The sequence below is a fragment of the Rhodococcus sp. MEB041 genome, from assembly GCF_030208955.1.
Lineage (GTDB): Bacteria > Actinomycetota > Actinomycetes > Mycobacteriales > Mycobacteriaceae > Rhodococcoides.
Genome location: NZ_JARVSZ010000002.1, coordinates 50661 through 63922, shown reverse-complemented (window position 1 = coordinate 63922; position 13262 = coordinate 50661). Strand labels below are relative to the sequence as shown.

Here is a 13262-nt window from a genome sequence, read left to right as displayed (position 1 = left end):
ACGAAGCGGCGGGCCTCGCAGTGTGTCGCAAGGCCCGCCGGGGCACGGACGCCGACGTCGCTGCAGCCCTCAGGACGTCGGCACGATCCGAAGTTCGTGTGGCTCGGACTATACAGGATAGCCTTGCCTAAGTCACGCAGGTCGCCGTAACCGGACGCGCCACCCCGCGTCGACGAACGCATCGAGGAGCATCTGCCCCCTGCGCCAGCCGCCGTCACGAGACACGCCACCCAGCAACGGAACTCGTGCCGAGGCGCCGAGGACCGACTCGCCCACGATGCGGCTCATCTGCGTGGCGTCCAGAGGACCGAGCGCGGACAACCCTGCCGCGGCGACCTCGAGCGAGCGAGCAGCGCGATGCGCGGTCCAGGCCGCGAGCGCCTCGTCGCACGGCATGACCACCGTTCCCGCGGTCGCGCCCGAGCCGGACACCGAGCGCAGCGCCGTGTCCCGCACGCCCGCCCAGTCGATGCCCACGTCGCTGTCGAGATGGATCCAGAGATTCTCGGGGCCGGGGTCCCACACCCGTCCACATCCGACGAACGCCGCGGCCGACCGTCCCACGACCGCGTGCACGAGTGCGGCCGCCACCTGGTCCACCGCACGACGCGGGTCCGGATGGTCGAGCGACGACCGGCGCAGCAGGGCCTCGAAGCGGCCCGACTCGAGCCCGGTGGCGAACGACCACCAGCGACGCTTGCTCTGCTCGGCCATGTCCGCGACGGCGTACACGCGGGGGGCCTCCGGATCGAGGTGTCGCAGAGCGGTCATGGTGTGCCGGAAGGCGGTGGACACCGCGGCTCGACGATCGTGCGGTGAGACGACGGTGTCGATCGTGACTGTCATCGGATGGAACTCCTCGTCTGCAGGTGCCCGGACGGTGACACGCACCGACCGGTCGAGGCGACCGGTCGAGTCATAAGGTAAGCCTAACCAATACATCGAAGACAACCGGGTGTGGTTCGCATCACCGCGAGACCGCGCCGCCACACGACTGCTTAGGCTTGCGTAACCTTCCATGAGAGACACCACCACACCGATCGAGGAGGACCGCGTGACCGACACCGCGTCCGGACCTCTCGCATCTCACCCCGGCCCGAACGACCTCCCCGAGCCCGGCACCACGGTTCGTCCCGATCGCGACTACTCGATCGCCGACGCGGATCGGCGGGCGCCCGGCCGGGTGACCGTCGCGGCAGCCTCGGCGGTCGACGTCGGTGTCGTCCTGCTCCCCCTCGTGCTCGGCCTCGTCGTCGTCCGATCGCTCGCCGACGACAACGGCGGCGGCCAGGTCGACCGCGCGGTCTTCGGCGTCATCGCGGTGCTCGCGGCCGCGGGTGTGCTGGTGTGGAACCGGGGGTTCCGGGACGGTCGCGCCGGACAGAGCGTCGGAAAGTCCCTGTTCGCCCTCGTGCTGCGGGACGCCGAGACCGGTGACGCGGTGGGCGTCCGACCTGCTCTGACGCTGCGTCGGAAGCCCGGTGTCGAGACGGTCCGGCTCACCGTCGCGGTCGCGGAGGACTTCGAACCGGTCGCTCCGGACACCTCCTCGGCAGCGACCCGTCGACGCCGAACCTCCGGACTGATCATCCTCGTCGCCGCCATCGTGCTCGTCGCGCTCATGAGCGTGGCCGTCGGTGCGCGGCCGCTCACCTTCGCCGAGATCTTCCACGCGCTGTTCTCCGCCACCGGGACCGACACCGACGTGATCGTCCGGTCGCTACGCCTCCCCCGCACGATCCTCGGACTCGTCGTGGGCATCGCACTCGGCGTCGCCGGCGCCCTGATCCAGGGCCACACCCGCAATCCGCTCGCCGATGCCGGGTTGCTCGGCCTCAACGCCGGTGCCGCCTTCTTCGTCGTCATGGCGATCTACCTCTTCGGCATCACGTCCCCCGGTGGCTACCTCTGGTTCGCCTTCGCCGGCGCTGCCGCGGCCAGCATCGTCGTGTTCGGTACCGCGTCTCTGGGCGGGGCGCGGGCCAACCCGCTGTCTTTGGCCCTCGCGGGAGCCGCGATCGCGTTCTTCCTGCAGGCCATGACCAACGCGGTGGTGCTGCTCGATCAGACCACCCTCGACAGCTACCGGTTCTGGGTCGTCGGCTCCGTCTCGGGACGCGGGCCGGACATCTTCTGGACCGTGCTCCCGTTCATCGTCATCGGGCTGATCATCGCCGTCGCGGGCACGCCCGCCCTCAACACGATCAGCCTCGGTGACGACGTCGCCCGCTCACTGGGCACCAACATCACCCTCACGCGCGTCGTCGGCATCGTGGCCATCACACTTCTGACCGGCGCGGCGACCGCTGCGTGTGGGCCCGTGGCCTTCGTCGGACTGGTGGTGCCCCACATCGCGCGTGCCATCACCGGCCCGGACTATCGCTGGCTGCTCCCGTTCGCCGGCGCGCTGGGCGGTGTCCTGCTCGTGCTCGCCGACGTCATCGGTCGCGTCGTCGTGCGGCCCGGTGAACTGCAGGTCGGCATCGTGCTCGCGCTGATCGGCGCGCCGTTCTTCATCGCCCTGGTACGCCGTCGGACGTTGGTGTCGCTGTGACCGCCCACCCGACCGTCCGTTCCGCGGCGACCGCGCCGTCGGTGGCGGGTCGCCCGGCCTTCCGCATGGGACCGCTGTCGACAGTGCGTCGCCCCGCCAGGGTGCTCGTCACCCTCGCCCTCGCGATCGTGCTGTTCCTCGTGTTCTGTCTGAACGTCGGGCGCGGCGACTACCCGCTGTCGATCCCGGACGTCGTGAACGTGTTGGTGGGCGGCGGCTCGCGGATCGAGCGTTTCGTCGTCATGGACCTCCGCCTGCCGCGTGCCCTCACGGGCGCGCTCGTAGGAGCGGCGCTCGCTGTCTCCGGCGCGTTGATGCAGTCGATCACCCGCAACTCACTCGCGAGCCCGGACATTCTCGGCATCACGTCCGGCGCGAGCGTCGCCGCCATCTCGCTGATCGTCCTGAGCGGCACCAGTACGGCCGTGGGCCTGTTCGCCACGCTCGGCGTGACCCTCGCCGCTCTCGTCGGCGGGCTGCTCACCGCAGCGCTGGTGTACCTGTTGTCGTGGCGGGGCGGAGTGCAGGGCATGCGGCTGGTGCTCGTGGGCATCGCGATCAACGCCATGATGGTCGCGCTGATCGGCTGGATGTTGGTCAATGCCGACATCACCGACGTCACCCGCGCCCAGCTGTGGCTCACCGGGACGCTGTCCGGTGCCACGTGGTCGCAGGTGTGGCCCGTCACCGCCGCCGTGGTCGTTCTCGGAGCGGGCTCGGTGATCATGTCGTTCCGACTGTCCGCCATGCGGCTCGGGCCGGACACCGCCCGCTCGCTGGGCGTGGACGTGCAGCGGTCCCAGGCCGTCCTGCTCGTCATCTCGGTCGCGATGGCCGCCATCGCCACGAGCGTCGCCGGCCCGATCGGATTCGTGGCCCTCGCCGCGCCGCAGATCGCCCTGCGGCTGACCCGGTGCGCCGAGCCTCCGCTGATCGCCTCGGCCCTCACCGGCGCCGTCACCGTGGTGGGGTCCGACCTGGTGGCGCGCACGATTCTGCCGGTCGAGCTCCCCGTCGGCATCGTCACGTCCGTCCTCGGCGGACCCTTCCTCCTCTATCTGCTGGTCCGAGTCAACCGAAAGGCGACAGTATGAGCGTGCACGCGCATCCGGAGATCACCGGAGCCACACCTCCGCACCGTCTCGCCGCGGAGAACATCTCGGTCGGCTACGGCGACCGCATCATCATCGAGGGGCTCGACCTCGAGATCCACACCGGCGTCGTCACGACGGTCATCGGACCCAACGGCTGCGGCAAGTCGACTCTGCTGCGCGCCCTCGGCCGCCTGCTGTCCCCGCGCCAGGGCCAGGTGACGCTGGACGGCAAGGCGATCGGCCACATGAAGACCCGCGACGTCGCGCGCACTCTCGGGGTGCTCCCGCAGTCGCCGATCGCCCCGGAGGGGCTGACGGTGGCGGACCTGGTGGCACGAGGCCGCCATCCCCACCAGTCCTGGATCCGGCAGTGGTCCCGCGACGACGAGTCCGAGGTGGCGCGTGCGCTGAAGCTCACCGGTATCGAGGATCTCGCCGAACGTCCCGTCGACCAGCTCTCGGGAGGACAGCGCCAGCGTGCCTGGATCTCCATGGCACTGGCGCAGGGCACCGACGTCCTGCTCCTCGACGAGCCGACCACCTACCTCGATCTCGCGCACTCCATCGAGGTCCTCGACCTGGTGGACCGGATGCACGACGAGATGGGCCGGACCGTGGTGATGGTGCTGCACGACCTCAACCTGGCCGTCCGCTACAGCGACCGTCTCGTGGTCATGCACGAGGGAGCGATCGTCGCCAGCGGTACGCCGTCCGAGGTCATCTCCGAGAAGATGCTCTTCGACGTCTTCGGCCTGTCCGCGGCCGTCATCGACGACCCGGTCTCCGATCGTCCGCTGATCGTGCCCATCGGCACCCGCCACGTCCGGGCGGGCGCCGGCATCCGACCGGCCTGACGGTCAGCGGTCGATCATCGTCTTCACGAGCCGGACACTCTGACCGAAGGACACGTCCGGCAGGTAGGCCCGTCCGATGGCGTTGCCGATGCTCGGTAGCGCAGCCGGATCGGGGAACGTCATGTACATCGGCTCGTACACCGGCTGGAACTTCGACTTGAACGCCAGCAACGACCGGAAGCCGTAGACCGGTTCGAGCGTGCGGCCCACGACGTCGAGCAGACGCTCGAGCATCCCCGAGAGTGTCGACGTCTGCGCCGTGTCCTCGGTCGGATCGCCCACCTTGGCCAGCGGCGCTCCCGACAGACTGAGGAACTGCGCGCCCTCCTCCTGCAGGGACAGTGCGGCGGACGCGATGAGGAATTCCATCGCGGGCCGGAAGCCCTCGGACCGACGGCGCATGAAGTCCAGGGTCCAGCCCACGACGACGCCGTCGCGGTACACCGGCATCCACGAGGTGATGCCGTGCACGGTGCGCTGCTCGTCCACGGCGATGAGGCACCGGACCTGCGGATCGTCGACCTCGTCCAGGCCGCCGAGCGTGAAGCCCATCTCGGGCATGCCCTTGTCGGCGACCCATTCCTCGGAGATCGCGGTGATCTGGTCCGTGATCGCCAGCGGCGCCGTCGGGAACGAGATCCACTCGGCCTCGACACCCGCCTTCTTCGCCCGGTTCACCGCGGTGCGGACGTCCTGGAACTTCTTGCCCGTGAAGGCGAGATCCGCGAGCGGGAGCACGGTCTCCTCCCCCACCTGGATGCTCTCCCAACCCAGAGCGCCGGTGATCGCCGCGACGTCCGGCGTCACCGAGTAGAAGCAGGGCGACCATCCGTTCGCGGCGGCGTACTCGGAGAAGCCGACAATGGCCGCCTCCCGGTCCGCGGGCGGACCCACCGGATCGCCGGTGGTGAGGGCGATGCCCGCGATCACCCGGAATGCGACATAACTGTGACCGTCGGGCGAGAACCAGTACCGGTTGCCGCGCCACGTCGTCATCCAGGACAGGGCGCTGCCGCTGCTGCTCGTCAGCACCGCCCGGGCGCGTTCGGTGGCGTCGGTCTCCACGCCGTACGCCGGTCTCACGAACGATCCCGCGGTCGCGACGACCAGCACCGCCCAGAACACGATGCCCGTCCATTCGTAGAGCACGGTGGCGAGCCAGCTCGTCGGCAGGAAGGGCGGGTCGAACCACTGCAGCAGAACCGGGGGCACGAGCCGCTGCGGGAAGTCGCCGAGCAGCGTCAGCACTCCCGGGCTGCCGTCGAAGCCGGACCGGATCAGCGCGCCGACGGCGACGTAGAGAACGGCGAGAACCGCGCCGGCCCCGACCACGGTGGCCCACAGGCGCGTGTACGTACCGGAAGGCGCGGACACGTCGAAGTTCGTGCGCGTGACCACCAGCAGTGCCATGACCGCCAGGGGGACGACGAACGGGACGGCGGTGCGGTAGAGCGTCGGATCTGCGACGCCGTAGAACAGCGTGTCGCCGTTGTCCAGATCGGCGAAGCGGATCAGGTAGTTGGCGAGCGCCAGGGCCAGGAGCACGACCTGCGAGACCATCGCACCGATCCAGGCGAACCGACGCCCGCGGCGCAGTCCGTCGCTGAGGACCAGCAGATAGACCGAGGGCATGGCGCTGGCCAGCACCGGTCCCACTCCGCCGAGTCGGAGATCGAGCAGCCCGCGTCGGCAGTCGGTGGACCCCGGATCTGCACCACAGACCAGGTTCACCTCGTCGAGCGTCCACTCCTGGCTGCGGAACAGTTCGCGCAGCACGGCGAACGGGCCCACCGCATTGGGCGAGAAGGCAGCGATCATCGGGCCGATCGCGGACGCCGCGACGATGAGGGCCACCAGCACCCGACCCTCGCGGCGGGTACCGGCGAGATGGGTCGCGCGAGAGGATCGTCCGACGATCAACGGACCCGCCACTGCGCCGACCACGACCGAGCCCAGCGCGGTGATGTCGGCGAGATGGCCACCGAACAGGGCCATCACGACGGTCAGCGCCACGAGGCCCACCCGCACCCGCCGACGCCAGAGCGTTCCCATGTTCGCGCTGGCCACCATCAGCGTGCCGAGGATCCAGGCTGTGGGGCCCGAGGTGACGCCGAGATGAAGCTGGAAGCCCCACCCCTCGTCGAGCAACTGCCCGAGAGCGGCCAGCGCGAGACCCAGCAGCGAGCCGCCCACCTGGGTCACCAGGACGGCGACCGCGAAGCGCCGAGTACCCATCCGGTGCTCGATCGGCGCGGCCACGACGAGGAACAACGCGGTGGCGACGACGAAGGCGGCCACCCCCACGGCGAACAGCCCCGACGTGACGGGGGTCCAGAGCCGCAGGTTCTCGATCGGAACGATGCCCAGCGCGGTGTGGTGGTCGAGGAAGCTGCGATAGCTGCGCGTGGTGAGGGAGAGCACGACCAGCCCCACCCACATGACGGCCAGCAGTGCCAGGCTGACCGGAGCCCCCTTGGCGCCGTAGGCGATCGTGGACCACAACCGTGCGCCCTGGCGACGGGTTCGTCCCCACCACGCGGCGATGTCGGTCCGCGCACGGGCGACCGGACCCTGCGCGGGAGATCCTGCGACGGACGGATCGGTCACGACGTCAACCCCAGCCGGGTGCAGAGCCAGTCCAGCTCCAGCTTCAGGCCCGCAGACCACGTCTCGTAACTGTGTCCACCCGGGACCTCGGCATAACGCACGTCCATTCCGGCTTTCTGTGCGGCGGCGAGCAGCTGCTTCGCCGAGTTCTGGTAATCGGGATCACTGGCGCCGACGACGAAGGCGCCGGCGCTGGTGGGGTACTGGCGTGTGGCCATGAGGTTCATCGGGTTCACGGCCTCGAATGCGGCCTCGCTTCCGCCGAACGCCGCGTCCAGCGTGCGCTGCTTGTCCCCCAACGTCGGTTCGAGCTGCCCCGAGAGAACGAGGAAGGTCGGGTACAGCTGCGGGTAGTTGGTGGTCATCTGCATGGCGCAGGTACCGCCGTAGGAGAGCCCGCCGATCGCCCAGTGCGCCGGATCGGTGTCCACCTGCAGGGTCGCGTTCACCCACGCCGGCACGTCCTTCGCCAGATAGGACGCCACGTTGCCGAGCGGAGAGTCGACGCAGAGCGGATTGGCGATGGTGGACCCGGTCGCGTCCGCCACCACCACGACGGGTGCGAGACCTGCGTGATCGGCGGCGTAGGCGTCCATCGTCTGGACCAACCGGCCGCCGGTGAGCCAGTCGTCGGGCGCTCCGGGTTGGCCGGCGAGCAGCACGAGGACGGGCAGCAGCGGCCGGCGTGCGGTGAAGTACGCGGGCGGCAGGTAGACCTTCGCGTTCCGAGCGGAGAAACCCGACTCCGTGCCCGGGATCGGCGTGTCCAGGATGCGACCACCGGTCGGCATGTCGGCGGGGGCGGTCCACACGCTCGCGAGAGGTGTACCGGTGATCGGGTCGGCGGTGCGGCCGGTGACGTCGTCGACGTCCACCTCCTGCACGGACGAGATCCCCAGGGCGGTACCGACGGTGGGGTAGGCGTCGAAGACCAGGTTGACCTGCAGCGCGGACGTCGCGACCACGGCCACCGTCGCGATCACGGTCACCACGCGGGTCCACCACCGTGTCGCGGCCAGCATCCGCGGCACGAGGAGGAACAGACCCAGGACTCCGAGACCGACCCAGACGTAGACCGACGTCTCGACGGGATCGGGGAAGACCCGCCAGATCTTCTCGATGCCGAACCACGCCGCCACCGTGAGGACGGCCGCCACCGCGACGGCCACCGGGACGGCGCGGGTGAGGTGCCGCCGACGCCGCGCGAGCACGAGCCAGACGAGCCCGAGCACTCCGACGACCGTGACGACGATCGGGACCGGTCCACTGACCAACGACGTGTCGACGAATGCCACGGCGCAACAGTAGCCGCGCAGTAGTTCTCGACGCGTGTTTCCGCGCCGGTGGACGCGCGCCGACGTGCGACGACCCGCTGCTACACCGTGTAGTACGCATTTGCGTCGGAGTGGCCGTATCATCTGACGAATGGCAGGCCTGGGCGATCTCGAACGAGCAGTGATGGAACATTTGTGGTCGAGTTCGGAGCCGCAGACCGTCCGTCAGGTCCACGAGGCACTGGCGTCGAAGCGTGAGCTCGCGTACACGACGGTCATGACGGTCCTGCAGCGTCTGGCGAAGAAGAAGCTCGTCACCCAGCAGCGGGACGACCGCGCGCATCGGTACGCTCCGGTACATGGGCGCGAAGAGCTTGTCGCCAGCCTCATGGTCGACGCCCTCCAGCAGGCCGACCGCTCCGGCGGACGCGCTGCTGCCCTGGTCCACTTCGTGGGTCGGGTCGGCGCCGACGAGGCCGCCGCACTCCGGGAGGCCCTCGCGGCACTGGAGACGCAGGACGACGGTTCCTCCAACGCCTGACCTCTCGACCCTCGACGCTCCCTCCCACACGACGGTGAGGACATGAACGCACCGACAGCACTGGTCTTCGCGGTACTCGCGTTGATCCTGACGGGACCGGTTCCCGCGATGCTGTCCCGTGCGACATGGCCGCACCGGACACCGCGCGCCGCCCTGGTGCTGTGGCAGGCGATCGCACTCGCCGCGGTGCTCTCGGCCTTCAGTTCCGGTCTCGCGATCGCGAGCCAGCTGCTCGTCCCCGGACCGGACGGCCGGCCCACCACGGCGCCGACGGCCGAGATCGACGCCCTCGGCCTCCCGCTGTGGATCCTCTACGTGACGGTGCTCGCGATCACCCTCGTCATCGGTGCGCGGCTCGTCTGGGCCACGTCCCTGGTGGCGATCAAGACCCGACGGCGGCGTGCGCGACACCGCACGCTGGTCGACATCCTCGATCGCAGTGCGGGCGAGACCAGTGCCCACGGAACCGACGTGCGGGTCCTCGAGAGCCTCGACCCCATCGCCTACTGCCTGCCCGGACTGCGGCAACGCGTCGTGGTCAGCGAGGGCACGTTGTCCAACCTGGACGACGACGAGCTGGCCGCCATCCTGACCCACGAACGCTCCCACCTGCGCGCGCGGCACGATCTCGTTCTCGAGGCGTTCATGGCCGTCAACCAGGCGTTCCCGCACGTCGTGCGCAGCCGGTCCGCGCTGGGGTCGGTGCAGCTGCTGGTCGAGCTGCTCGCGGACGATTCCGCGGTGCGCGTCACGGGCCCTCGTCCCCTCGCCCGCGCTCTCGTGGCCTGCTCCGGATCGTCGGCGCCGCGGGGAGCTCTGGCCGCGGGTGGGCCGAGCACGCTGGTGCGGGTGCGCCGGTTGGCCACTCCCGGTTCCACCCCGGGTGTCGCCACTCTCGCCTATCTCGCGTCGGCGGCCATCCTCGTGGTGCCGACCATCTACGTCGCCGTGCCGTGGTTGACCGAGCTGACGCGCCTCGCACGACACGGTTCGTGACTACTGGCTCACACGAGTCGGCATCGGCACCACTCGTCGCGTAGTGTTACCCGTGGTTCATCAGAACCATCCGTTAGTCGATATGGCACAAATTTCGCCGTCGCTCCGATCCGTCCCCTCGTGGACGCCACGGAGTCGTACCGGTGACAAGACACCTCACATTGCGCCCGAGCTCCGCTTGCGCATCGATGACCAGGTGATGTGTGCCCTGGCTCGTCACGCTGCGCGGTGATTCATCGTTGCTGTGCACCGACGCGCCTGCAACCCCGAGAGGTACCACCGCGTTGACCAGCGCCACCCCCGTTTCTGTTTCTGCCACCAGCACTCCCGAGGCGTCCGAGACCACGTTCTCCGACCTCGGACTTCCCGCGGCCATCGTCGCGGCGCTCGCCAAGAACGGCATCACCGTTCCCTCGCCCATCCAGAAGATGGCCATCACCGACGCCCTCGCCGGCCGTAACGTTCTCGGCCGCGCACAGACCGGATCGGGCAAGACGCTCGCGTTCGGTCTGCCGATGCTCGCCCGCCTGGCGTCGACCGGTACCAAGCCCGCCGCGAAGCGTCCCCGCGCACTGGTGCTGGTCCCCACCCGCGAGCTCGCCTTCCAGGTCGTCGACTCGCTGCAGTCCTACGCCACCGTCCTCGGACTGAGCGTGCGTCCGGCCGTCGGCGGCACCCCGTTCGGTCGTCAGGCCGATCAGCTCCGCCGCGGTGTCGACGTTCTCGTCGCCACCCCCGGACGCCTCGGCGATCACCTGCGTCAGGGCACCTGCGTCCTCGAGGCAGTGGAGATCACCGCACTCGACGAGGCCGACCAGATGGCCGACATGGGCTTCCTGCCCGAGGTGCGCGACATCCTCGGACAGACCGCGAACGGTGGCCAGCGCATGCTGTTCTCCGCCACGCTGGATCGCGAGGTCCAGTCGTTGGTCCGCCAGTTCCTGGCCGACCACGTCCAGCACTCGACCGGTGACAGCAAGGCCGCCGTCGAGTCGATGGATCACTACATCCTCAATGTCGGCCGTGGACAGAAGGACATCGTCCTGTCCGAGATCGCCGCTCGCGAGGGTGGCCGGACCATCATGTTCGCCCGCACCAAGCTCGGCTGCGACGGCATCACCGATCGCCTTCGCGCCGTCGGCATCCACGCCGAGTCGCTGCACGGCGGCAAGGCTCAGAACCAGCGCACCCGCGTGCTCGACCGCTTCAAGAGCGGCCGCACCCCCGTGCTCGTCGCCACCGACGTCGCCGCACGCGGCATCCACGTCGACGGCATCGACCTGGTCGTGCACGTCGATCCGCCCGCGGATCACAAGGACTACATGCACCGCGCCGGCCGTACGGCACGTGCCGGTGCGGCGGGCACCGTCGTCGCCATCGCGCTGCCCAACCAGCGCCGCATCATCAGCCGGCTGACCGGCCAGGCCGGGGTGAAGGTCACCTCGGTGGACGTCTCCCCCGGTTCGGTGGAGCTCGGTTCCATCACCGGAGCCAAGGCTCCGTCCGGCGAGCCGGTGCGTGAGGCACCGCGTCGCGAGCGTCCCAGTGGCCCCTCGCGCTTCGGCGCCTCGGGATCCCCGCGCACCGGTGGCTACCGCGGCGGCGACTCCGGCGGATACCGGGGTCGCGACGAGAACCGCACCGGTGGGTACCGCGGCGGTGAGTCGAGCGGTGGCTACAAGGGCCGCGACGAGAACCGCACCGGCGGCTACCGCGGCGGCGAGTCCACCGGTGGCTACAAGGGCCGCGACGAGAACCGCACGGGCGCAACGGCTTCGCGCACCGGCGGGTTCCGCAGCCGTGCTGCGGGCACCGCGCGCGACTGACAGCTCTCCCGTCCTTGTCCGGCCCCGACTTTCGCGTCGGGGCCGGGCAGGGAAAGCTGGGGGAATGACTTCCTCGGATTCTTCACCTCTCGCCCAGATCGGTGTCACCGGCCTCGCTGTCATGGGGTCCAACCTGGCGCGGAACTTCGCCCGCCACGGACACGTGGTCGCGGTGCACAACCGGAGTTACTCCAAGACACAGACTCTGCTCGACGCGCACGGCAGTGACGGCACCTTCGTCGCGTCCGAGAGCATCGAGGACTTCGTGGCCAGCCTCGAGAAGCCACGCAAGGTCGTCATCATGGTCAAGGCCGGCGATCCCACGGACGCGGTCATCGAGGAACTCGCCGGCGTCATGGACGAGGGCGACATCATCATCGACGGCGGCAACGCCCTCTACACGGACACCATCCGCCGCGAGTCCTCGTTGAAGGACCGCGGCCTTCTCTTCGTCGGCGCCGGCATCTCCGGCGGCGAGGAGGGTGCACTCAACGGCCCCTCGATCATGCCCGGCGGCCCCGCGAAGTCGTACGAGTCGGTCGGGCCCCTGCTCGAGTCGATCTCGGCACACGTGGACGGCACCCCGTGCTGCACCCACATCGGCCCCGACGGGTCCGGGCACTTCGTGAAGATGGTGCACAACGGCATCGAGTACGCCGACATGCAGCTCATCGGTGAGGCCTACAACCTGCTGCGCGACGCGCTGGGCATGGATCCGGACGCGGTCGCCGACGTCTTCCGCCAGTGGAACGAGGGCGACCTCGAGAGCTACCTCGTCGAGATCACCGCGCAGGTGCTCGCCCACAAGGACGCGAAGACCGGGAAGCCGCTGGTCGACGTCATCGTCGACGCCGCCGAGCAGAAGGGCACCGGTCGCTGGACCGTCAAGTCCGCGCTGGATCTCGGAGTCCCCGTCACCGGCATCGCCGAGGCGGTGTTCGCCCGAGCACTCTCGGGCGCGCGCGGCCAGCGCGAGGCGTCCAAGGGTCTGGCGTCGGGAACGCTCTCGGCGAAGCCCGAGGACATCGAGACCTTCACCGAGGACATCCGTTCCGCGCTGTACGCCTCCAAGGTCGTCGCCTACTCGCAGGGCTTCGATCAGATCGCCGCCGGTTCGGCCGAGTACGACTGGAATCTGCACCCCGGCGATCTCGCCACCATCTGGCGCGGAGGATGCATCATCCGGGCCCGGTTCCTGAACCGCATCAAGGACGCCTACGACGAGAACCCGGAACTGCCCGCGCTGTTGCTGGCGCCGTACTTCCGTGACGCCGTCGAGAATGCCGTCGACAGCTGGCGTCGCGTCGTGTCCACCGCGACACTCCTCGGAATCCCGGTGCCCGGCTTCGCCTCCGCCCTGTCGTACTACGACGGACTGCGCGCCGAACGTCTGCCCGCCGCGCTGACGCAGGGTCTGCGCGACTTCTTCGGAGCGCACACTTACGAGCGCATCGACGCCGACGGCAAGTTCCACACCCTGTGGAGCGAGGACCGGTCCGAGATCGAGGCCTGACCT

General features: G+C 69.5%; 10 protein-coding genes. 7 read left to right on the top strand and 3 right to left on the bottom strand.

The features are described 5' to 3' along the window. Window positions 1-132: 132 nt before the first annotated feature. Window positions 133-846 carry a hypothetical protein gene (locus QRN16_RS04305; protein ID WP_156380490.1) on the bottom strand — a complete coding sequence of 238 codons (714 nt, stop codon included), beginning with the start codon at window positions 844-846 and terminating at the stop codon, window positions 133-135. Window positions 847-1018: 172 nt separating this feature from the next. On the opposite strand from QRN16_RS04305, the gene QRN16_RS04300 reads away from it, so the two are divergent. The 3 genes from QRN16_RS04300 to QRN16_RS04290 all read left to right on the top strand — a co-directional run bounded on the left by QRN16_RS04300 (window position 1019) and on the right by QRN16_RS04290 (window position 4502). Beyond that, complete coding sequence (locus QRN16_RS04300; RefSeq protein WP_222637501.1) at window positions 1019-2554, top strand: FecCD family ABC transporter permease; 1536 nt, start codon at window positions 1019-1021, stop codon at window positions 2552-2554. 65 nt (window positions 2555-2619) lie between these two features. Beyond that, on the top strand, window positions 2620-3648 hold the full coding sequence (locus QRN16_RS04295; RefSeq protein WP_081821226.1) for a FecCD family ABC transporter permease: 1029 nt from the start codon (window positions 2620-2622) through the stop codon (window positions 3646-3648). Then, window positions 3645-4502, top strand: a complete 858-nt coding sequence (locus tag QRN16_RS04290) for an ABC transporter ATP-binding protein (RefSeq protein WP_056444458.1) — start codon at window positions 3645-3647, stop codon at window positions 4500-4502. Before QRN16_RS04295 ends, QRN16_RS04290 begins: the two co-directional genes overlap by 4 nt. 3 nt (window positions 4503-4505) lie before the next feature. On the opposite strand, the gene QRN16_RS04285 is transcribed toward QRN16_RS04290, so the two are convergent. After that, window positions 4506-7046 (bottom strand): bifunctional lysylphosphatidylglycerol flippase/synthetase MprF, encoded by a 2541-nt coding sequence (locus QRN16_RS04285; protein ID WP_502943989.1) that lies wholly within the window; start codon window positions 7044-7046, stop codon window positions 4506-4508. Window positions 7047-7105: 59 nt separating this feature from the next. Next, window positions 7106-8404 (bottom strand): alpha/beta hydrolase, encoded by a 1299-nt coding sequence (locus QRN16_RS04280; protein ID WP_027505426.1) that lies wholly within the window; start codon window positions 8402-8404, stop codon window positions 7106-7108. Window positions 8405-8534: 130 nt separating this feature from the next. On the opposite strand from QRN16_RS04280, the gene QRN16_RS04275 reads away from it, so the two are divergent. The 4 genes from QRN16_RS04275 (at window position 8535) to gnd (ending at window position 13259) form a co-directional block, all read left to right on the top strand. Then, complete coding sequence (locus QRN16_RS04275; protein ID WP_027505427.1) at window positions 8535-8924, top strand: BlaI/MecI/CopY family transcriptional regulator; 390 nt, start codon at window positions 8535-8537, stop codon at window positions 8922-8924. 42 nt (window positions 8925-8966) lie between these two features. Next, on the top strand, window positions 8967-9920 hold the full coding sequence (locus QRN16_RS04270) for a M56 family metallopeptidase (protein ID WP_027505428.1): 954 nt from the start codon (window positions 8967-8969) through the stop codon (window positions 9918-9920). 284 nt (window positions 9921-10204) lie between these two features. Continuing rightward, the gene (locus QRN16_RS04265) at window positions 10205-11746 is read left to right on the top strand and encodes a DEAD/DEAH box helicase (protein ID WP_051613283.1); all 1542 of its coding nucleotides are present in this window, start codon (window positions 10205-10207) and stop codon (window positions 11744-11746) included. A 64-nt stretch (window positions 11747-11810) separates the two neighbouring features. Then, complete coding sequence (gene gnd, locus QRN16_RS04260; protein WP_027505429.1) at window positions 11811-13259, top strand: NADP-dependent phosphogluconate dehydrogenase; 1449 nt, start codon at window positions 11811-11813, stop codon at window positions 13257-13259. Window positions 13260-13262 lie beyond the last annotated feature (3 nt).